The sequence below is a fragment of the Pseudomonas sp. genome (genome assembly GCF_051660785.1).
Lineage (GTDB): Bacteria > Pseudomonadota > Gammaproteobacteria > Pseudomonadales > Pseudomonadaceae > Aquipseudomonas.
In genome coordinates this window covers 36244-57144 of record NZ_JBOFQE010000097.1, presented here as the reverse complement: position 1 = coordinate 57144, position 20901 = coordinate 36244, and the positions used below count along the sequence as shown (strand labels likewise).

Genomic DNA, 20901 nt, shown 5'->3' with positions numbered 1-20901 from the left:
GGCTAGCTCCCACAGTGGATCTTTGCCGGACACAAGATTTGTGTCGAGTGAAGATCAAATGTGGGAGCCAGCCTGCTGGCGATGGGGCCAGTGAAAGCAGCTTATATCCGGAAACTGCCCACCAACTGCTTCAGACGCGCCGCCTGCTGCTCAAGATCCGAGCAAGCCCGCAACGTCGACTGCAAATTCTCCACCCCTTCCTGGTTCAGCGTGTTGATCTCGGTAATGTCGACGTTGATCGACTCCACTACCGCCGTTTGTTCCTCGGTCGCCGTCGCCACCGACTGGTTCATCCCGTCGATCTCACCGATGCGCAACGTCACGCTGTTCAAGCGTTCGCCCGCCAGGTTGGCGATTTCCACGCTGTCCTGGCTGTGGCGCTGGCTGTCGCTCATGGTGCTGACGGATTCACGAGCGCCGACTTGCAGCTCTTCGATCATGGTCTGCACTTGCTGCGCCGATTCCTGCGTGCGATGCGCCAGGTTACGCACCTCGTCAGCCACCACCGCAAAACCCCGTCCGGCTTCACCGGCGCGGGCCGCTTCGATGGCGGCGTTGAGCGCCAGCAGGTTGGTTTGCTGGGAGATGCTGGTGATCACCTCAAGGATCTGCCCGATGTTCACGGTTTTGCTGTTCAGCGACTCGATGTTGGTGCTCGACGCGCTGAGCATGCTCGACAGTTGATTCATCGCTTTGATGCTGCGATCCACCACTTGCTGGCCGTCTTCGGCAAGGCTGCGTGCATCGCTGGCCTGACTGGACGCCTGGGCGGCGTTGCGGGCGATTTCCTGGGCGGCGGCACCGAGTTGGTTGATCGCCGCAGCCACGCTGCTGGTGCGCGAGGCTTGCTGGTCGGAGTTGAACATTGAGGAGTTGGACGCGGCGACCACACGCAGCGCGACTTCGTTGACCTGGCCAGTGGCTGAGGACACTTCGCGGATCGAGGTATGAATACGTTCCACGAAACGGTTGAACGCGGTGCCGAGGACGCCGAATTCATCGTTGTTGACGATGGTCAGGCGCTTGGTCAGGTCGCCTTCGCCGTCGGCGATGTCTTCCATGGCGCGGGTCATGACGTGCAGCGGCTGGATCAGGATGCGGATCAACATGCCCAGCAGCGCGATGATGATCGCCACTGCAATGATGGTCGCAACAACTGCCGAGGCGCGGAATTCGCTGAGCATCGAGAAGGCTTTGTCTTTATCGACTGACAGGCCGATGTACCAGTTGACCGATGGCAGGCCTTTGATCGCAGTGAAGGTGACGATGCGGGTCTTGCCGTCGACTTCTACTTCACTGAAGTCGCTGCTGATGCGCGGGGTATTTTTCGGGTACGCCTCGCCGAGGGACTTCATCACCAGGGCTTTGTCCGGGTGCACCAGGATCTTGCCGTCGGCGCTGACCAGGAAGGCATAGCCCATGCCGTCGAAGTCACGGGCGCTGAGGGTGTCGATCAGGGTTTGCAGGCTCAAGTCGCCGCCCACTACGCCGACGCTTTGTCCGGCCTTCTTCGAGGCGGTGGCGATGGAGATGATGGTCTGGCCGGTGGCCGCATCGATGTAAGGTTCGGTCAGGGTCGCCGTGCTGCTGCTTTCGGCGCCTTTGTACCAAGGACGAACCCGTGGATCGAAGCCGGCAGGCATTTTGGCGTCCGGACGAATCGTGAAGGCGCCCGTGGCATCGCCCAGGTAGGACGCCATGAAGGTCGAGGTCAGGGCTTTCTGCTCAAGCAGGCTGGCGACGTTGGACTGTTCAGCATTGACGGCTATGTTTTGAGCGAGGTTGTCGATCAGCAGGATGCGACCGGCCAGCCAGGTCTGGATGCTGTTGGCAGTGACGTCTCCCATCTCATTGAGGTAATTGTCCAGGTCTTCGCGAATGGCGTTGCGCTGTAGATAGTCGTTGTACAGTGTGAACGAGGCGAAGGCGGCAATGACGATGAGAGCGGCGGCAAGCAAAATTTTATGGCTGAAGCGCAGGTTTTTGTTCATGGCTTGGGGTTCCGCTAAGGTCTTAATGTCCTGAGCGTGCTTTTATAAAGGCACGCTAAATGGGCAATGTTGAAAAAAAGCTGATATTTCCATCCTCTCCTTAGGGAATTACCGACGCTATTTTCGGATTGGTCTCACAACTGTTTGTATCGGCCGTGCAGGATCAAAGATTAACCATGGGTGACAAAATGCCTGACTCATCGCAACTCGTTATCGGCGCCGACCTGACCGGCCAACCTGTCTCCCAGGCCATGCGCCTGGCGAACCGCCACGGCCTGGTCGCGGGCGCTACCGGGACCGGGAAAACCGTCACATTGCAGCGCCTGGCCGAAGCGTTCAGCGACGCTGGCGTGGCGGTGTTTGCCGCAGACATCAAGGGCGACCTGTGTGGCCTGGGCGCCGCTGGCAACCCTCAAGGCAAGGTCGCCGAGCGAATCGCCGGGATGCCGTGGCTGAACCACAAGCCTGCGGCTTATCCAGTCACCTTGTGGGACATTCACGGTCAGTCCGGCCATCCATTGCGCACAACCTTGAGCGAAATGGGCCCGTTGCTGATCGGCAGCCTGCTCGAGTTGACCGACAGTCAGCAGTCGGCGTTGTATGCCGCCTTCAAGGTGGCGGACCGCGAGGGGCTGTTGCTGCTGGACCTCAAGGATTTGAAGGCGCTGCTCAATCACCTGCGCGATAACCCCGAATTGCTGGGGGACGACGCGGCGTTGATGACCACCGGTTCCAGTCAGGCACTGTTACGGCGTCTGGCGACTCTGGAGCAACAAGGCGCCGAAGCGCTGTTCGGCGAACCGGCACTGCAACTCGAAGACATTCTGCAGCCGACGGCGGACGGGCGTGGGCGCATTCACTTGCTGGACGCCAGTCGTCTGGTCCACGAAGCGCCGAAGGTGTATGCGACGTTCTTGCTGTGGCTGCTGGCTGAGTTGTTCGAGCAACTGCCGGAGCGTGGCGATTCGGACAAACCGCTGCTGGCGCTGTTTTTCGACGAAGCGCATTTATTATTTGCCGGCACGCCCAAGGCGTTGCAGGACCGTCTGGAGCAGGTGGTGCGGCTGATTCGCTCCAAAGGCGTGGGCGTGTATTTCGTCACCCAATCGCCGGGCGATTTGCCGGACGACGTACTGGCCCAGCTCGGCCTGCGTATCCAGCACGGTTTGCGCGCCTTCACCGCCAAGGAGCAAAAGTCCCTGCGCGCGGTGGCGGAGGGCTTCCGGCCTAATCCGGCATTCGATGCGTTGTCGGTGCTGACTGAGCTGGGGATCGGTGAGGCGCTGGTCGGCACCTTGCAGGACAAGGGCACGCCGGAGATGGTCCAGCGGGTATTGGTCGCACCGCCGCAATCGCGGATCGGGCCGTTGACCGAAACCGAACGCACGATGCTGATCGCCGGGTCGCCGTTCAAGGGGCGGTATGACAAACCGGTTGATCGGGAATCGGCGTATGAAATATTGATGGGCCGCAAAGGGCTGGCCCCAGAGCCTGATGCTGTTCCAGGCAAACCGGCGGCCGAAGAGCCAAGTTTCACCGACAAGGCTGGGGAGTTCCTCGGCACGGCGGCGGGGCAGGCGCTGAAATCGGCGATGCGCCAGGCGGCCAATCAATTGGGCCGACAGCTGGTACGCGGTCTGATGGGCTCGCTACTCGGCGGCAGCAAACGCCGATAACCGGATCTCGAGTGAGCACGGCTCAATGTGGGAGTGAGCCTTGTGGCGAGGGGATTTATCCCCGTTCGGCTGCGAAGCAGACGTCAACCCATTACATGCGGTTGGACTATAAAGAGCAGGGCCGCTTCGCGGCCCAACGGGGATAAATCCCCTCGCCACAGGCTCGCTCCCACAGGGGGTCTATGTCATTCCTTCGGTTTGGCGTGCGCCGCCAGGCGTTCCAGCGCCGCCCGCAGATTCGGATCGCTGATGCCATCGGCCGTGGCCTGAATGGTCGCGCCCGCGTCCGTCGACAAACTGATGGTATGCCCTGCCGCCCCTTGCTGAACCGTGGGTGGCTGCACTTTGAACAAAATACGCGTCAGGCTGGCGAATTCATCAAACATCTGTAATTGGCGTTGCAGACGTTTTTGCTGATAACGCAGGCGGGTGGCCCAATGACCGTCAGTCACGATCAGCAATAAACTGCCTTCGCGCCACGAGGCCACATGGCAGTGCTCGCGCGCAGCAGGCTGCAATTGGCTTTCGAGCAGGCGTTGCAGATGACCCAGGCGTTGAGCATGGCCAAAGATGGCTTTCAGCGGTTTGGCTTCGCGAAGCAGAACGGCGGGTGCTCTGGCCGTGAGAGGGCGAAATGCCATGATCAGACACCTGAAGTAACAGAGCCGCCATGGTAGCAGAAAGCAGCACCTGCACCCGACCCATTGCTTTGCGAGCGCTTTACCCATTAAATCAACGAGTAACTTCTGCCGTTGATGGCTTGAAGTTGCGCAAAAAGCCCTTATTTTAAGTGAGCCCCGTTACAGCGCAGTGCATGCATCGTGGAATAACGCCACTTTCCTCACCATCGTTTCCGGGTAGAATGCTCGTTCGCATGCGGCCATGAGGGCTGCACGGGCGACTCACGGGGCCGCCCTCCATCCCTTTAGTGTGGAAGATCCTGCCGATATGTTTGCGCCTTTGTTAAAGAAACTTTTTGGAAGCAAGAACGAGCGTGAAGTCAAACGCATGCTCAAGACGGTGCAACTCGTCAATGCCTTCGAAGAGCAAATGGTGGCCCTTTCGGACGATCAATTGCGTGCCAAGACAGATGAGTTCAAGGCCCGCATCGCCAAAGGGGAAACCCTCGACAAGCTGCTGCCCGAAGCCTTTGCGGTCGCCCGTGAAGCCGGCAAGCGCGTCATGGGTATGCGCCACTTCGATGTCCAGCTGATCGGCGGCATGACCTTGCATGAAGGCCAGATCGCGGAAATGCGTACCGGTGAAGGCAAGACCCTGGTGGCAACACTGGGCGTTTACCTCAACGCGCTGTCCGGCAAGGGCGTGCATGTTGTGACGGTGAACGATTACCTGGCCCGCCGTGACGCCAACTGGATGCGTCCGCTCTACGAATTCCTCGGCATGACGGTCGGCGTGGTCACGCCTTTCCAGCCACCGGAAGAGAAACGCCTGGCTTACGCTGCCGACATTACCTACGGCACCAACAACGAATTCGGTTTCGACTACCTGCGCGACAACATGGCGTTCAGCATGGAAGAAAAATTCCAGCGCGAACTCAATTTTGCCGTGATCGACGAAGTCGACTCCATCCTCATCGACGAAGCTCGTACCCCGCTGATCATTTCCGGTCAGGCCGAGGACAGCTCCAAGCTGTACATCGAGATCAACAAATTGATCCCGCAGCTGCAGTTGCACGTCGAAGAAGTGGAAGGCGAAGTCACCAAGGCCGGCCATTACACCGTCGACGAGAAGACCCGTCAGGTCGAACTCAACGAAGCCGGTCACCAGTTCATCGAAGACATGCTGACCCGCGTCGGCCTGCTGGCTGAAGGCGAGAGCCTGTATTCGGCGCATAACCTCGGTCTGCTGACCCACGTTTATGCCGGTCTGCGTGCTCACAAGCTGTTCAATCGCAACATCGAATACATCGTGCAGGACGGTCAGGTTGTCCTGGTCGACGAACACACCGGTCGTACCATGCCGGGTCGTCGTCTGTCCGAAGGCCTGCACCAGGCCATCGAAGCCAAGGAAAACCTGAACATCCAGGCCGAGAGCCAGACCCTGGCCTCGACCACGTTCCAGAACTACTTCCGTCTGTACAACAAGCTGTCCGGCATGACCGGTACCGCGGACACCGAAGCGTTCGAATTCCACCAGATCTACGGTCTGTCGGTGATGGTTATCCCGCCGAACAAACCGCTGGCGCGTAAAGATTACAACGACCTGGTGTTCCTGACCGCCGAAGAGAAATACGCGGCGATCATCAATGACATCAAGGAATGCATGACCCTGGGCCGTCCGGTGCTGGTGGGTACGGCAACCATCGAAACGTCCGAGCACATGTCTGCGCTGCTGCAGAAGGAAGGCATCGAACACAAGGTCCTGAACGCCAAGTTCCACGAAAAAGAAGCCGAGATCATTGCCCAGGCCGGTCGTCCGGGTGCGCTGACCATTGCCACCAACATGGCCGGTCGCGGTACCGACATCCTGTTGGGCGGCAACTGGGAAGTGGAAGTCGCGACCCTGGAAAACCCGACCCCTGAGCAGATTGCCCAGATCAAGGCCGACTGGCAGAAACGTCACCAGCAAGTGCTGGAATCGGGCGGCCTGCAGGTGATCGCTTCCGAGCGTCACGAATCGCGCCGTATCGACAATCAGTTGCGTGGTCGTGCCGGTCGTCAGGGTGACGCCGGTTCCAGCCGCTTCTACCTGTCGCTGGAAGACAGCCTGATGCGTATCTTCGCCTCTGACCGGGTGAAGAATTTCATGAAGGCCCTGGGCATGCAGTCCGGTGAAGCGATCGAGCACCGCATGGTGACCAACGCCATCGAGAAGGCCCAGCGCAAGGTTGAAGGTCGTAACTTCGACATCCGCAAGCAACTGCTCGAGTTCGATGACGTCAACAACGAACAGCGTAAAGTGATTTATCACATGCGTAACACGTTGCTGGCTGCCGACAATATCGGTGAAACCATCGCCGATTTCCGTCAGGACGTACTCAGCGCGACCGTCAGCGCTCACATTCCACCGCAGTCGTTGCCTGAGCAGTGGGACGTGGCCGGTCTGGAAGCGGCGTTGCAGAGCGATTTCGGTGTGGCGCTGCCGATCCAGCAATGGCTCGACGAAGACGATCACCTGTATGAAGAGACCCTGCGCGAGAAGTTGATGCAGGAACTCATCGCTGCGTACAACGAGAAAGAAGACCAGGCTGGCGCCGACGCGCTGCGCACCTTCGAGAAGCAGATCGTTCTGCGCGTGCTGGACGACCTGTGGAAAGACCACCTGTCGACCATGGACCACCTGCGTCACGGCATTCACTTGCGTGGCTACGCCCAGAAGAACCCGAAGCAAGAGTACAAGCGTGAGTCGTTCACGCTGTTCTCCGAACTGCTGGATTCGATCAAGCGCGATTCGATCCGTGTGCTGTCGCACGTTCAGGTTCGCCGCGAAGATCCGATCGAAGAAGAGCAACGCCTGCGTCAGGAAGCCGAGGCACTGGCGGCGCGCATGCAGTTCGAGCACGCTGAAGCACCAGGTCTTGAACAACCGGAACTGCTCGGTGAAGAGGTCGATGTAGCCCTCGCCACTGCACCGGTTCGCAACGAGCAGAAGCTGGGCCGCAACGAACTGTGCTACTGCGGTTCGGGCAAGAAATTCAAGCATTGCCACGGGCAGATCCAGTAAAACCCGTTTCATACGCTGAAATACCCGCGCCGCGACCGGCATCAGCCGTCGCGGCGTTTTGCCATTTACACCACCGTTCTTCCTGAAAGCGGTGCTGACATCATTTATTAAGGAGCGCATTCATGGCTGTTGGTCTTGGTCCTTTGCCAACGTTGCACCCGGTTGCCGGTTTTGAACTCGGTATCGCCTCGGCCGGCATCAAGCGTCCGGGGCGCAAGGATGTCGTGGTCATGCGCTGCGCTGAAGGCTCCACCGTCGCGGGCGTGTTTACCCTGAACGCGTTTTGCGCCGCTCCGGTGATCCTTGCCAAACAACGCGTGCAAGGCCCGGTGCGTTACCTGCTGACCAATACCGGCAATGCCAACGCCGGCACCGGCGAACCGGGTCTGGCCGCCGCCGAGCGTACGTGCGCCAAACTGGCTGAATTGACCGGGGTTGATGCCAGCCTGGTGCTGCCGTATTCCACCGGCGTGATCGGCGAGCCGCTGCCGGTCGAGAAGATTGAAGGCGCGTTGCAAGCGGCTCTTGATGATCTGTCGGTGAACAATTGGGAAGCAGCCGCCACCGGCATCATGACCACCGACACCTTGCCAAAAGGAGCGAGCCGCCAGTTCCAGCATGACGGCGTGACCATCACCGTCACCGGCATCAGCAAAGGTGCGGGCATGATCCGTCCGAACATGGCAACCATGCTCGGCTACATCGCCACCGACGCCAAAGTGTCCCGCGACGTGCTGCAAAACCTGCTGCTAGATGGCGCGAACAAGTCGTTCAACCGCATCACCATCGACGGCGACACGTCGACCAACGACTGCTGCATGCTGATCGCCACTGGTCAGGCTGCACTGCCGGAAATCACCTCCGCCAGTGGTGAGTTGTTCGCCAAGCTGAAACAAGCCGTGTTCGAAGTGTGCATGGACGTGGCCCAGGCCATCGTGCGCGACGGCGAAGGCGCGACCAAGTTCGTGACTGTCGAAGTCAACGGCGGCGGCAATCACCAGGAATGCCTGGACGTCGGCTACACCGTGGCGCACTCGCCGCTGATCAAGACCGCACTGTTTGCTTCCGACCCGAACTGGGGCCGCATCCTCGCTGCCGTCGGCCGTGCCGGTGTGCCGAACCTGGACGTGAGCAAGATCGACGTGTTCCTCGGCGAAGTCTGCATCGCCAGCCGTGGCGCTCGCGCCGCGACCTACACCGAAGCCCAGGGCGCGGCGGTGATGCAGCAGGAAGAGATCACCATCCGTATCGAACTGGGCCGCGGCGATTGCAGCGAAACCATCTGGACCACCGACCTGTCCCACGAATACGTGAAGATCAACGCCGAGTACCGTACGTAATAGATTTAGACCGAGTCGCTGCAATCGCGAGCAGGCTCGCTCCCACATTGGATTTGCGTACACCTCGATCCATTGTGGGAGCGAGACCGGCTTGCCCGCGATGACGGACTGTCAGTCACCGCAAGACTGGCCTGCTTCCCTCATATAAAGGTCCCGAACATGAGCCTCCACCTGATCATCGGCGACAAACTGCTTTCCTCCTGGTCCCTGCGCGGCGCCCTGGCACTTGACCTCACCGGCGCCCCGTACACCGAAGAGCTGATCAAGCTGAACCAGCCGGGCACCCGCGAACGTCTGCTCAAGCACTCGCCGACCGGCAAAGTACCGCTGCTGAAAACCGAGCACGGCACCATCGCCGATTCCCTGGCGATCGCCGAGTATCTGGCCGAACAATTCCCCGATGCCGGCCTCTGGCCCACAGACACTGCCGCCCGTGCCCAGGCACGTTCGGCCTGTGCGCAGATGCACGCCGGGTTCTTTGCCATGCGCGGCAACATGCCGTTCGACCTGAGCCGCGATGCACCGCTGTCGCCGATGCCGCCTGAGGTGCAGGCGGACATCGAACGCATGCTGGCGTTGTGGGCCGAGTGCCGCGAGGCCGCCACTGAAAGCGGTCCGTTCCTGTTTGGCGGCGCGACCCTCGCCGATGCTTTCTTCGCACCGATTGCCGTGCGCCTGCGCACCTATCAGGTGAAGTTGCCGGCAGCGGACGAAGCCTATGTTGAAACCGTCTACCAATGGCCGTCGTTCAAGGTTTGGCAGAAGGCCGGTCTGGAGGAGATTGGACAGTGAAACGAGTACACGTAGCTGCCGCCGTCATCCGTGACAGCAGTGGCAAGATCCTGATCGCACGTCGTGCCGACACCCAGCACCAGGGCGGCTTGTGGGAATTTCCGGGTGGCAAGGTCGAGGACGACGAATCCGTCGAAACCGCCCTGGCTCGCGAGCTGCACGAAGAGTTGGGCATTGTGGTCAGCGCCGCGCGACCGTTAATCAAAGTTCGCCACGACTACCCGGACAAGCAAGTGTTGCTGGACGTTTGGGAAGTCTCGGCCTTCACCGGCGAGCCCCATGGCGCCGAAGGCCAGCCTTTGGAATGGGTGGCTCAGCGTGATCTGCTGAACTACGAGTTCCCGGCGGCCAACCAGCCGATCGTTGCGGCTGCACGTCTGCCTGCGCAATATCTGATTACACCTGACGACCTGGAAACCCCGGCCTTGCTGCGCGGTATCCAGAAAGCCATCGCCGGTGGCATCAAGTTGATCCAGCTGCGCGCGCCCAACGGTTACGATCCGAAATACCGTGACCTGGCGGTGGATGCGGCGGGTCTGTGTGCCGGCAAGGCGCAGTTGATGATCAAGGGCCCGTTCGAGTGGCTGGGCGACTTCCCGTCCGCCGGCTGGCACATCACGGCCGCGCAGTTGCGCAAATACGCAGCAGCGGGTCGACCGTTGCCGGCGTCGCGCTGGTTGGCGGCGTCTTGTCACAACGCTGAAGAGCTGGCGTTGGCCGAGCAGATGGGCGTGGATTTTGTGACCTTGTCGCCGGTGCAGCCGACGTTGACTCACCCTGGGGCTGAGCCATTGGGGTGGGAGCAGGCTGCAGTGTTGATTGAAGGCTTCAGCAAGCCGGTGTTCTTGTTGGGTGGTGTTGGCCCGGCTGAACAGCAGAAGGCTTGGGCGGCAGGCGCCCAAGGCGTGGCGGGGATTCGGGCGTTCTGGCCTGATTCTGTGGTGTAGCCACTGGCCTCATCGCGAGCAGGCTCGCTCCCACAGTGGATCGATGTGTACACAAATCCAATGTGGGAGCGAGACCGGCTTGCCGGCGATAGCGTCCTCGGACACGCCGATTATTCCTGAGGTTTCGCCGCTGGTTGCCACAAGATCTCCGCAACCCCCTGACGCTTGGCAATCACCCTTGCCACCACAAACAACACATCCGACAACCGATTGATGTACGCCAGACCCACCCCGGCCAACGGCTCAATCCCATTCAACTGCTGACACCGCCGCTCCGCACTGCGCGCCAGGCTTCTGCACACATGGGCCTGGGCAATCAGCGCTGAACCGCCCGGCAGAATGAAATTCTCCAGCGGACCCAACTCTTCATTCCACACATCGATCGCCGCTTCCAGCCGTTCGATTTCCGCTGCATTCAACGCCTGATACACCGGCATCGCCAACTCGCCGCCCAGGTCGAACAGCCGATGCTGGCAGGGCGCCAAAACCTCAATCACCTCGTTCAAACCTGGACACGCAGTACTTTCCGCCGCCAGCCCGGCCAATAGCACGCCCACCTGGCTGTTCAGCGTATCGACCTCGCCGATGGCCTCGATCCGTGGGTGGTCCTTGGGCACGCGGCGGCCATCGCCGAGTCCGGTTTCGCCTTTGTCGCCGGTGCGGGTGTAAATCTTCGACAAGCGAAAGCCCATGGGTTACCTCGATAGCTGATTGAGTTCTTGAGAGATGACGGGAGTGCCCGCCAGCGGCAGGCGCAAGGTGAAACAGGTGCCCTGGCCCGGCGTCGATTGCACCTCCATCTGACCCTTGTGGTTATTGGTGATGATGAAATACGAGACCGACAAACCAAGGCCCGTGCCCTGGCCGATTTCCTTGGTGGTGAAGAACGGCTCGAAGGTGCGCTTGCGCACGTTCTCGCTCATGCCGATGCCGTTGTCCTCGACCTGAATTTCAGCCCACGGTGGATTCAGCCGCGTGCGCAGGATGATTCGCCCTGGCTCGCTGTCGTCTTCACGTTGGTGAATGGCCTGGGCGGCGTTTTTCAGCAGGTTGAGCAGCACCTGTTCCAGTTCGTTGGCCGTGCCAGGCACCGGGCCCAGCGCCGGGTCGAACTGACGGATGATTGCCTGTCCCTTGAAGTCAAAACCGATGGCCAGGTCGAAGTCGTTACCGGCGATTTCCACCGCTTGATCGATCAACGCCGGCAGGTCGCACGGCGCCATTTGCCGGGTACTGCGACGGCTGAAGCTGAGCATGTGCGTGACAATCTTCGCCGCCCGAGCGCCAGCCTGTTGAATGCCATCGAGCAACTGCGGTACTTCGCGCACTTGCAGGTATTGGTTGACCGTCTCCAGGGAAATGCCGACTTGCTCGGCCTGCTCAAGGTTCTTCGGCAGATCAGGCGACAGGCGTCGTCGAATGTTCTGCACGTTGTGCAGGATCGCGCCCAAGGGGTTGTTGATTTCGTGGGCCATGCCGGCGGCGAGGCCACCGACCGAGAGCATTTTTTCCGACTGCACCATCATTTCTTCCAGCGACAGGCGCTGGGTGATGTCGTCGATGCGAATCACCACGCCGCGCCCGGCACCGCCCATCAGCGGGTAGAACGTCAGCGCGTAATGCTTGGGTTCATCGTCCTTGAACCAGGTGACGCGCTCGATCTTGGCCACTGTGTGCTGCTCGACAGTTTGCTTGAGCTGCGGCAGAAACGGTTTCAGTGGCTCGAAGGCGAGGAAGATCGGCTGGTTCAAGGCTTCGTCCAGACGCGTGCCGGACAGGGCGCTGGCTTCCTGATTCCACTGGGTGACGTAGAGTTGCTCGTCAAGGGCAATCAGCGCCGACGGCATGGAGTCGATGATGCTGTTGAGGTAGTTCTGGAAACCGGTGAGTTTCTTCTCGATCTTGCTGCGTACCTGAACTTCGAGTTCCAGTTTGCGATTGGTGTGGCGGGTTTCTTCGGCCAGGCCTTGCGCCTGATCGTAAGCCGCCTGGGAATCATCCCGGGCACGCTTGAGCTGCTGCTCTCGGGCTTCAATTCGCGAGAGCATGGTATTGAAGGCCTCGGCGAGGCTGCCGATTTCGTCGTGGTTGCCACGGGAAGCGCGCAGGGCGTAGTTCTCTTCGCGGGTCACCTGCCGGGACAACTCTTCGAGTTGATGGATCGGCCGGGTGATCAGGCGTTTGATCTGCCGGGCGATCACCAGCCAAAGCAACACACTGAAGATCAGAATGCCGAGGCTGGCGGTCAGGGTTCCGGTATAAAACGCCACCGGCAATTCGCTGCTGGCCACCAACAACAGATGCCCCGGCGCAGTGCCGGGGCGGGGCAGGGTGATCACCTGGTTGCTGCGGAATTCGGTGGCCTGCCAGGCTTCGATGTGCCGATAACGGTCCGGCAGATGCAATTTGTCGCCATGCTGCAACTGCGCCAGGCGCTCACCTTTGCCGTCATACAGGGCCGCCGCTCGCAGCGGTGAATAACTGTTGAGTTCGTTAAGCAGGCGTTCGGCACTTTGCGGCGACTTCAAGGCATCGGCCACCAGGCTCGGGTTAGAGACCAGTCGGCCGATGGTCTGCAACGCCTGGGGCGCCATGCTTTCCTGGGAGATGTAGTACGCGGCACTGATAAAGGTCAGGTTGGCGACCAGCAGGATGGTGATCAACAGCACGAGCAGGGCGGCCAGCAGTTTCTGGCCGACGGGAAGGTTTTCGAGACGCTGGCGCAATGGCATCAGGTTCATCGCTGAAAAGGAACAAGTGGCCAGCGTAGCCGCTGCTCAGTCGCTGGGCAATCCAAGGCTTTGAAGATGGGCAATCAGTCGCTGCTGCAATTGATTGAGGTGGGGCAGGTTCAACTGGTGTCGCGTGGCTACTTTGCAGACATGGCCCAGCAGGTAGCTGATTTCGGTTCGTCGCTGGCTGGCGACGTCCTGGTGCATCGAGGAGTAATTGGCTGCGGTGGCGTGGATCACCCGTTCGACTTCCTGTTGCAGGTCCTCGGCCGCTGCCGGCTGACCGCAGCGCTCCAGCAAGTCAGTCAGTTCGTCGCAGAGGGTGGCGACTTCACAATGATGTTCCTGCAAGCCGCCGTTGCGGCAATCGTGCAGCACCGTCAGCGGGTTGATCGCACAATTGAGCGCCAGCTTGCGCCACAGCCTTGTCAGGATCTCGGTGCTCCACTCGTGAGGAATACCGGCAGCGGTCAAGTCGTCCAGCCAGATCGGCGCCACCGGATGACCGGCATCCCCGAGCCAGGTGTAGCCGTGGCCGGCGAACACCACACGCCAGTCGCCATCGCGAAATGCACCTTCGGTGCTTGATGCGCAAACGCAGCGCGCCTGCGGAACCTGCGCCGCTACGGCGTCCTGGCTACCGAGGCCGTTCTGCAACAGGATCAGCTCGGCATCTGGCGTCAGACGCGAGGCCAGTTGGGCGACGGCTTGCTCGGCATCGTAGGCTTTGCAGGCCACCAGCAGACGGTGGATCGGCTCGCTGCTGTGCGGTGTTTCACCGGGGATGGCATAGGTGCAGGCTTCGCCGTGCTCCACCAGCGTCAACCCGCCCGCCGCCTGATAAGCCTGCAAGCGTTGCTCATCGCGCACAATCAACCGGACTGGCACCCCGGCCCGCGCCAGACGGGTGGCCCACAGGGTACCAAGGCTGCCGGCGCCCAATACATGCCAGGTGGTGGACATCAGCTTTTTGCTCGGTTTGGCGCAGGCATGTGAGGCTCGCAGTATCGGTTGGAAAAGACCCGTTATAATGAGCCCGATTTTAACCGCAAGCCAAGCGCGCGCCATCGCTATCGAGCGCGCCTTTTATTGGAGAGATTACATGCCGTCGTTCGACGTGGTATCCGAACTGGACAAACACGAAGTCACCAACGCGGTCGAGAACGCCGTCAAGGAACTCGATCGCCGTTATGACCTGAAAGGCAAGGGCACCTTTGAATTCAAGGAAAAGGACCTGACCGTCAACCTGACCGCCGAAGCTGACTTCCAGCTGGAAGCGATGATCGAGATCCTCAAGCTGTCCTTGGTCAAGCGCAAGATCGACGTGCAGTGCCTTGAAGTCAAGGATGCCTACGCGTCCGGCAAGCTGATGAAGCAGGAAGCGGTCCTCAAGGAGGGTATCGACAAGGAGCTGGCGAAGAAAATCGTCGCTCACGTCAAGGACGCCAAGCTCAAGGTCCAGGCATCCATTCAGGGCGAGCAAGTGCGCATCACCGGCAAGAAGCGTGACGATTTGCAGGAAGCCATCGCGGCCCTGCGCGCCAAGACGTTCGACATGCCGCTGCAGTTCAACAACTTCCGCGACTGACTTATCAATGCGGGAACCCTGTGGGAGCGAGCCTGCTCGCGATGAGGGCGTATCAGTCGACATCACTGTTGGCTGACACACCGTTATCGCGAGCAGGCTCGCTCCCACCCGGATTGTGCTTAACCCAGGAGAAAGTAGATGGATTTGAATACTGAAGTGGACAACCTGGTCAAGGCTTCCCAAGCCTGGATTCCGATGATCATGGAATACGGCAGCCGCGTGTTGCTGGCGGTGATCACCCTGGCCATCGGCTGGTGGCTGATCAACAAAGTGACGCAAAAGCTCGGTGGCCTGCTGGCGCTGCGTAACGCAGACCTGGCGCTGCAAGGGTTCATCAGCAGTCTGGCGAACATTATTCTCAAGGTTTTGCTGATCGTCAGCGTGGCCTCGATGATCGGGGTGGAAACCACGTCGTTCGTTGCTGCAATCGGTGCGGCGGGTCTGGCTATCGGTCTGGCTTTGCAGGGCAGCCTGGCAAACTTTGCCGGCGGCGTGTTGATTCTGTTGTTCCGTCCGTTCCGTATTGGTGACTGGATCGAAGCGCAAGGTGTAGCCGGTACTGTTGACAGTATTCAGATTTTCCACACTGTACTGCGCACCGGTGATAACAAAACCATCATTGTGCCTAACGGCAATTTGTCGAACGGTATCATTACCAATACAAATCGTCAGCCAACTCGCAAAGTTGTGTTTGATGTGGGCGTGGATTACGAAGCGGACTTGCAGAAAGCCCGTGAAGTATTGCTGGAATTGGCCAAAGACGAGCGTATTTTGGCTGAACCGGCACCTCAGGCAGTCATTTCGACGCTGGGTGATAGTTCGATCACTGTTTCTCTGCGAGTGTGGGTGAAAACGGCGGATTACTGGGATGTGATGTTCATGTTTAACGAACAGTCGCGGGATCGTTTGAAAACGGCTGGTATCGATATTCCGTTTCCCCAGCGAGTCATTCGAGTGGTTCAGGAAGCACCAGTGAATTGAGAGGTGTTGCGACCAAAGGCTGACTTAACGGTCAGGCTTATTGAGTAGCAAGCTAATCATTAACGTACTGCGCAACACGGTTAAAAAAAAGGCCCCTCCGAAGAGGGGCCTTTTTTTATACCTGACTAAACCGCTGCGATTACAAAACCGACAGTGGGTAGTCGACGATGAAACGGAACTCTTTCACGTCGCCTTCACCTTCGTCAGCGTTAGCGAAGTGCCATGCTTGACGAATACGGAAGGAAAGGTCTTTTGCCGGGCCAGACTGAACAACGTACTTGGCTTCGAAGTTGGTTTCGTTGTGCTTGCCATCTTCACCGTACAGGCCGGCGTAAGCGCTGCCTGCTGGAGTGTTGGTGCCGTCGATGTCCCAACCTTTCACGTAACGGGTCATGAAGCTCAGACCTGGAACGCCGTACTCGGCCATTTTCAGATCGTAACGGATCTGTGCAGACTTCTCGCCAGGGGCGTTGAAGTCAGAGTACTGGATGGAGTTGGCGAGGAAGATCGAGTCGCCGCCACGGTTGTTCTTGCCAATACCGATGTAGTCGAACGGGGTGTCGCCGTTCACTTTCTGGAAGGCCAGGGTGATGGTGTGTGCTTTCAGGAACGAGAGAGCAGTAGCCAGCGAGAACGCGGTGTTGCTGATGTCACCGGCTTTCGCGTCACCGGTATCGGTGGTGCGGTAGATGTTGAAGTCAGTGTTCAGCGACGTGTCACCACTGATCGGGGTGGTGAGGTTCACGTTGGCGTAGTACTGGTTCCAGATGTCTTCCAGCTTGGAGCCGTACAGCGATGCGCTCAGGTTGTCAGTGATGCCGTACTTGCCACCGAAGTAGTCGATGGAGTCAGCCTGGACGCCAGCGTAGGTGGCGAACAGATCGCCGTCACGGGCGTTCTTGTCCTGGCTGGAACCCGAGTAGAAGTGACCGGCTTCGAGGTCAAGGTCTTTGACTTCGCTGCTCTGCAGTTGGAAACCGCTGGCAACTTGAGGAAGGATACGGGAACCGCCAACAGCAAACACTGGAGAAGTGCTTGGCGACATGTCGCCGAATTTCAGCTCGGTTTTGGAGATGCGGAATTTAACGGCAGCGCCGGCTTTGCCCTGGCTGTCGTTAACGTCGCGGCCACCGTTTGCATTGATGGTGTCGCTACGGCTCATGTTGCCCGAACCGGAAGTGCCATCGCCGCCATCCAGTTTGATGGCCAGGTAACCGAATGCATCAACACCAACACCAACAGTACCTTGGGTGTAACCGGAGCTGAAGTTGCCCCAAATACCTTGGGTCCAGTCTTTGACGTCGCGTGCGCCGTCTTTGTTGTCACGGTTGAAGTAGTAGTTGCGAACCAGCAAGTTCAACGAGCTGTCTTCAACAAAACCTTTGGCTTCAGCCTGGTCACTTACGAAAGGTGCGGCTGTTGCCACTTGAGTACTGGCTGCTGCTGCAACTGCCAGTGCGATCATGCTCCACTTCATCACGCGCATCGTGATTTGCTCCTTTGGTTTTAGAAGAGTACTGCCGTCCCACCTGTTTTATTATCTGGGCGGCTCTTTCTTTTTGTGTCGGCGCAAACTTATATCACGCCGGCCATGTTGGCGATACTTGCGTATCTAACCTTTCAGCTTCTTTACGACCCTGTCGCAAACAGCTGGGTAGATGTCGCAAATTTACAGCCTCGACGCAAGCGTACTGACAACTTCAGCGTTGTTTTTCCAGTGCATGTGCGTCGGTAAAAAGAGTCCCTGGTGAAACGTTTGAATCTCCATCGGGCAACCCTGCCGCTGTTTTTATTTGCCTTGGGGCTTCCACTTCCAGCGGAGGCTTCCAGGGCGATGTGGGTGTGAATGCAACAAGCGTGCACAAAACAGACTTCTGTTGCCGTTTTTTTCTGAAGCCCTGCCTGTTGCTGTAAAAACCTCATAAAACCGGGGGGTTCAAGCTCCTTTTTTCAGGGCTTGACGCCATGCTTTGCATCGTGTTGCACCATCTTGGTCGACTGCGTGACAACCAAAAACGTTACCGGTTCACCCCTTCAGTGAGTAAATGGCGGATGCCCGACGCACTGAGCGTAGACCCACTGTGCGGTTTTGGTGCAAAAAATTTTAATCGCTGTGCTGAAATCACACAGTGGGCTCGTTGGCCGGATTGGAACTCTTCATTGTTTATCAGTCAATTCGGCGTTTTTTGAGCAATCGTCGGTTCTGTAATGGTGCGTCACGTTAAAAAATGTCTCATGACGGGGCGTTCGTGACGCGATGTCGATTCACGGGTCGGGCGCGTTCACCGTGAAGCTCGCAGCGTTCACGGGTATGCTGCCGTCCTGTCGCTTGGTGCGCAGCCTTTCCGGATGGGCGCTAAGCTGAAAAATGATGACCAGGCGGGAGTGCGCAGAGTGTTCGCTTTAGATCCACGACTTCAACAAGACACGTTACCGATCGGGGATTTCCCGCTTTGCCGGTTGCTGCTATCCAATGATTCGAACTACCCCTGGTTCATCCTGGTGCCTCGCCGCAACGATATCAGCGAGATATTTCAGTTGGGTGTCGCAGATCAACAGCAGCTTTGGCAGGAAACAACTGCGCTGGCGGAACTACTCAAGAATTCGTTCGACGCCGACAAAATGAATGTCGCGGCCCTGGGCAATGTCGTCAGTCAGTTGCACATGCATGTGATCGTGCGCAAACGTGAGGATGCCGCCTGGCCAGCCCCGGTCTGGGGTAAACACCCGGCGGTGCCTTACAGCGCAGCGCAAGTCGCGACGATTCGCGAGCGGCTGCGTCTGGTATTAACCGAAAATTTCATGTTTCTGGAGGGTGAATCATGAGCCTGGAAGATCGCGTTACCGATCTGGAGAGCCAACTGGCGTTTCAGGATGACACCATCCAGGCATTGAGTGATGTGCTGGCGACGCAGCAGCGCGCCGTCGAGCGCCTGCAACTGCAAATGGCCGCATTGCTCAAGCGTCAGGAAGAAATGGCCGGCCAGTTCGAAACCTTCGAAGAAGAAGCGCCTCCGCCGCATTATTGAATCCGCAGGCAATAAAAAACCGCGAACAGCTCGGCTGTCCGCGGTTTTTTTTTAGCCTTGAATCAGCGACGCGGCAATGCGGCGATCACGTCTTCGGCTTGCAACCCTTTGTCACGGTTCATGACAGAGAACTCCACGCGCTGGCCTTCGACCAGAACACGGTGACCTTCGCCACGAATGGCCCGGAAATGCACAAAAATATCATCGCCGGAATCACGAGAAATAAAGCCGAAGCCTTTGGAGGTGTTGAACCACTTGACGGTGCCGGTATCGCGGTTGCTCATGTCGTAGCTTGGCGAGGCGGCAGCCGGCGAGGATTTGTAGAAGCTGATTGCCAGGTGCAGGAGAACGGCGATCAGGGCAGCCACCAGGCTGAACAGCACGGCAGGTTGACCGGCAATGACGGGCATTGGCGCGAGCAACGTCAGGGTTTGCAGGACGACAGCCAGGACCAGCAGGGCGCTGACCAGGTTTTGCAGTTGATGACGTGGGCCTTTGTTCCAGTAAGGGATAACCGGAGCAAGGGTGAGGTTAAGCAGGCCGAAAAAGGCCAGGTACAACGCATCGGGTTGTTGCAGGTAAGGTACTGCTTCGGATCGAAGGCTAGGGATGAAGGACAGCAGCAGGGCAGCTGCGCCCATTAGCAGGTGGACGATTTTCAACATTTTGATTAACTCACGTTAAGACGGATCACAAGGAAGAGCTGATGGAGCACGGTTCGCTTCAGAACAATAAGAGGCGTTGGACACGTACCCGGTACCAGCCTATGCGCAGACCCCGGAAAATAGGCGGTAGCGACACACTGTCTATTTAACAGCAAAGCCTGCAGCTACTCAAATCAGGCAGTCCAGCGGTGCTTCGCGGGGCGATTTGCCGCAGGCCATTGTGTGATCCCGGGCTGCGAGGGGGTGGCAGTCTTGCTAGAGTGGTCCTGCACCTGTTGGATGAACTCATCACCTTTAGGGGATAAACATGGCAATCGATATCGGTATCAGTGAAGAGGACCGCAAGTCCATCGTCGACGGGCTTTCGCGTCTGCTGTCGGACACTTATGTGCTGTATTTGAAAACCCATAACTTCCATTGGAATGTCACCGGACCGATGTTTCGGACCCTGCACCTGATGTTCGAGGAGCAATACAACGAGCTGGCGCTAGCCGTCGATTCGATTGCCGAGCGCATTCGTGCCCTCGGGTTTCCTGCGCCAGGCGCCTATTCGATTTACGCGCGGTTGTCTTCTATTAAGGAAGAGGCGGGCGTGCCCAGCGCTGAAGACATGATCAAGCAGCTTGTCGACGGGCAAGAGGCGGTCACGCGGACGGCGCGAGGGATCTTCCCGCTGCTGGAAAAGGTCAGTGACGAGCCGACTGCTGATCTGCTGACCCAGCGCATGCAAGTCCACGAAAAAACCGCGTGGATGCTGCGCTCTCTGCTGGATCAGTAATACCGTCGGGGCGCGAATGATGCCCTTCGGGTGTTATTCGCGTTCAGCCCTTCTTCAAATCTCTTGTCGGTGGGTGAAATTACGCCAGGTTTCGTAGGAAAACCGCCGGCCTAGGACGGTCTCCATGATCGCCCTTCAGCTGTTGGCTTATCCTACGTCGATGGTCATAAAGTCATCTGGATATACCTTTGCGCCTGCGCTTTTATAAGGTCACGGACAGTGCTCTTACAGAGGGCAAGGATGACAAAGGAGTGTCAACGATATGGATTGCGAAGACAGGCGAAGCGAGTGGAGGGTCAGTCCGGTCAAGGACATAAGGATTGATCCATTCGTCAGCGAATTTGATATGGGGCTGGCCCAGCCTTTGTCCCGGTCGGTACGGTTGAATGGCTTTGCCACCTGCTTGCGGCTTGAACAGGTGTACTGGGACATTCTGGGCAATATGGCCAGGGTCAATTGCTGTACGGTCAGTGCGCTGCTGTCCCATGTGGATCGCGAAGTGCACTTGCGTCATGGCGGGGTCAAGAACTTTACCGGGCTGGTGCGGGTGGTCTGCGTCGTGCACAGCCTGAAGGAGCGGGACTGCGTCGCAATGCCCTAGCCACGGTGGTGATCGGGCAGAGTGTCGGCCTGTGCAGTCTTACGGCTGCACAGGCTGCATTTAATGGATATAATCCCGCTCTTTGCCGCAAAACCCA

General features: G+C 58.6%; 18 protein-coding genes and 1 pseudogene. 11 read left to right on the top strand and 8 right to left on the bottom strand.

The window, feature by feature from the left end; genetic code table 11:
- Positions 1-101 precede the first annotated feature (101 nt).
- Entirely contained in the window at positions 102-866 is a 765-nt protein-coding gene (locus tag ACRC4F_RS27925) for a methyl-accepting chemotaxis protein (protein ID WP_427701491.1), read from the bottom strand.
- A gap of 93 nt (positions 867-959) precedes the next feature.
- Positions 960-1991 (bottom strand): annotated as a pseudogene (locus ACRC4F_RS27920) (HAMP domain-containing protein); the annotation flags it as partial.
- 188 nt (positions 1992-2179) lie between these two features.
- Between ACRC4F_RS27920 and ACRC4F_RS27915 the strand changes: the two are divergent.
- The gene (locus tag ACRC4F_RS27915) at positions 2180-3667 is read left to right on the top strand and encodes a helicase HerA-like domain-containing protein (RefSeq protein WP_438662241.1); all 1488 of its coding nucleotides are present in this window, start codon (positions 2180-2182) and stop codon (positions 3665-3667) included.
- Between the two features lie 185 nt (positions 3668-3852).
- On the opposite strand, the gene ACRC4F_RS27910 is transcribed toward ACRC4F_RS27915, so the two are convergent.
- Positions 3853-4308: a DUF721 domain-containing protein gene (locus ACRC4F_RS27910; RefSeq protein WP_109634314.1), complete on the bottom strand. Its 456-nt coding sequence runs from the start codon at positions 4306-4308 to the stop codon at positions 3853-3855.
- A 307-nt stretch (positions 4309-4615) separates the two neighbouring features.
- Here ACRC4F_RS27910 and secA point away from each other — a divergent pair, with 307 nt between their 5' ends.
- The 4 genes from secA to ACRC4F_RS27890 all read left to right on the top strand — a co-directional run bounded on the left by secA (position 4616) and on the right by ACRC4F_RS27890 (position 10430).
- Positions 4616-7351, top strand: coding sequence for a preprotein translocase subunit SecA (gene secA / locus ACRC4F_RS27905; protein WP_438662240.1), 2736 nt, complete (start codon positions 4616-4618; stop codon positions 7349-7351).
- 122 nt (positions 7352-7473) lie between these two features.
- Positions 7474-8691 (top strand): bifunctional glutamate N-acetyltransferase/amino-acid acetyltransferase ArgJ, encoded by a 1218-nt coding sequence (gene argJ / locus ACRC4F_RS27900; protein WP_150633213.1) that lies wholly within the window; start codon positions 7474-7476, stop codon positions 8689-8691.
- 159 nt (positions 8692-8850) lie between these two features.
- A complete protein-coding gene (locus tag ACRC4F_RS27895; RefSeq protein WP_438662239.1) occupies positions 8851-9483 on the top strand; it encodes a glutathione S-transferase family protein in 633 nt (210 codons plus the stop codon).
- Entirely contained in the window at positions 9480-10430 is a 951-nt protein-coding gene (locus ACRC4F_RS27890; RefSeq protein WP_438662238.1) for a Nudix family hydrolase, read from the top strand. Before ACRC4F_RS27895 ends, ACRC4F_RS27890 begins: the two co-directional genes overlap by 4 nt.
- 110 nt (positions 10431-10540) lie before the next feature.
- On the opposite strand, the gene ACRC4F_RS27885 is transcribed toward ACRC4F_RS27890, so the two are convergent.
- From ACRC4F_RS27885 to ACRC4F_RS27875, 3 genes are read right to left on the bottom strand one after another with little or no spacing between them, the layout of a single operon-like run.
- Positions 10541-11122, bottom strand: coding sequence for a cob(I)yrinic acid a,c-diamide adenosyltransferase (locus tag ACRC4F_RS27885; protein ID WP_438662237.1), 582 nt, complete (start codon positions 11120-11122; stop codon positions 10541-10543).
- Between the two features lie 3 nt (positions 11123-11125).
- Positions 11126-13162 carry a sensor histidine kinase gene (locus tag ACRC4F_RS27880; protein WP_438662236.1) on the bottom strand — a complete coding sequence of 679 codons (2037 nt, stop codon included), beginning with the start codon at positions 13160-13162 and terminating at the stop codon, positions 11126-11128.
- Positions 13163-13207: 45 nt separating this feature from the next.
- On the bottom strand, positions 13208-14125 hold the full coding sequence (locus ACRC4F_RS27875; RefSeq protein ID WP_438662235.1) for a putative 2-dehydropantoate 2-reductase: 918 nt from the start codon (positions 14123-14125) through the stop codon (positions 13208-13210).
- A 139-nt stretch (positions 14126-14264) separates the two neighbouring features.
- Between ACRC4F_RS27875 and ACRC4F_RS27870 the strand changes: the two genes are divergently transcribed.
- Entirely contained in the window at positions 14265-14750 is a 486-nt protein-coding gene (locus ACRC4F_RS27870; RefSeq protein ID WP_054045015.1) for a YajQ family cyclic di-GMP-binding protein, read from the top strand.
- A gap of 138 nt (positions 14751-14888) precedes the next feature.
- A complete protein-coding gene (locus tag ACRC4F_RS27865; protein ID WP_054045013.1) occupies positions 14889-15731 on the top strand; it encodes a mechanosensitive ion channel family protein in 843 nt (280 codons plus the stop codon).
- A gap of 139 nt (positions 15732-15870) precedes the next feature.
- Here the strand turns inward: ACRC4F_RS27865 and ACRC4F_RS27860 are convergent, their stop codons facing one another.
- Complete coding sequence (locus ACRC4F_RS27860; protein ID WP_438662234.1) at positions 15871-17217, bottom strand: OprD family porin; 1347 nt, start codon at positions 17215-17217, stop codon at positions 15871-15873.
- A gap of 908 nt (positions 17218-18125) precedes the next feature.
- On the opposite strand from ACRC4F_RS27860, the gene ACRC4F_RS27855 reads away from it, so the two are divergent.
- On the top strand, positions 18126-18557 hold the full coding sequence (locus tag ACRC4F_RS27855; protein WP_438662233.1) for an HIT domain-containing protein: 432 nt from the start codon (positions 18126-18128) through the stop codon (positions 18555-18557).
- The gene (locus ACRC4F_RS27850) at positions 18554-18760 is read left to right on the top strand and encodes a SlyX family protein (protein ID WP_056741397.1); all 207 of its coding nucleotides are present in this window, start codon (positions 18554-18556) and stop codon (positions 18758-18760) included. Before ACRC4F_RS27855 ends, ACRC4F_RS27850 begins: the two co-directional genes overlap by 4 nt.
- Positions 18761-18822: 62 nt before the next feature.
- Here ACRC4F_RS27850 and ACRC4F_RS27845 read toward each other — a convergent pair whose 3' ends face one another.
- The gene (locus tag ACRC4F_RS27845; RefSeq protein ID WP_074879478.1) at positions 18823-19425 is read right to left on the bottom strand and encodes a cold-shock protein; all 603 of its coding nucleotides are present in this window, start codon (positions 19423-19425) and stop codon (positions 18823-18825) included.
- A gap of 307 nt (positions 19426-19732) precedes the next feature.
- Here ACRC4F_RS27845 and ACRC4F_RS27840 point away from each other — a divergent pair, with 307 nt between their 5' ends.
- On the top strand, positions 19733-20203 hold the full coding sequence (locus ACRC4F_RS27840; protein ID WP_094470990.1) for a Dps family protein: 471 nt from the start codon (positions 19733-19735) through the stop codon (positions 20201-20203).
- A gap of 262 nt (positions 20204-20465) precedes the next feature.
- Positions 20466-20804 (top strand): ribbon-helix-helix domain-containing protein, encoded by a 339-nt coding sequence (locus tag ACRC4F_RS27835; protein WP_438662232.1) that lies wholly within the window; start codon positions 20466-20468, stop codon positions 20802-20804.
- Positions 20805-20901 lie beyond the last annotated feature (97 nt).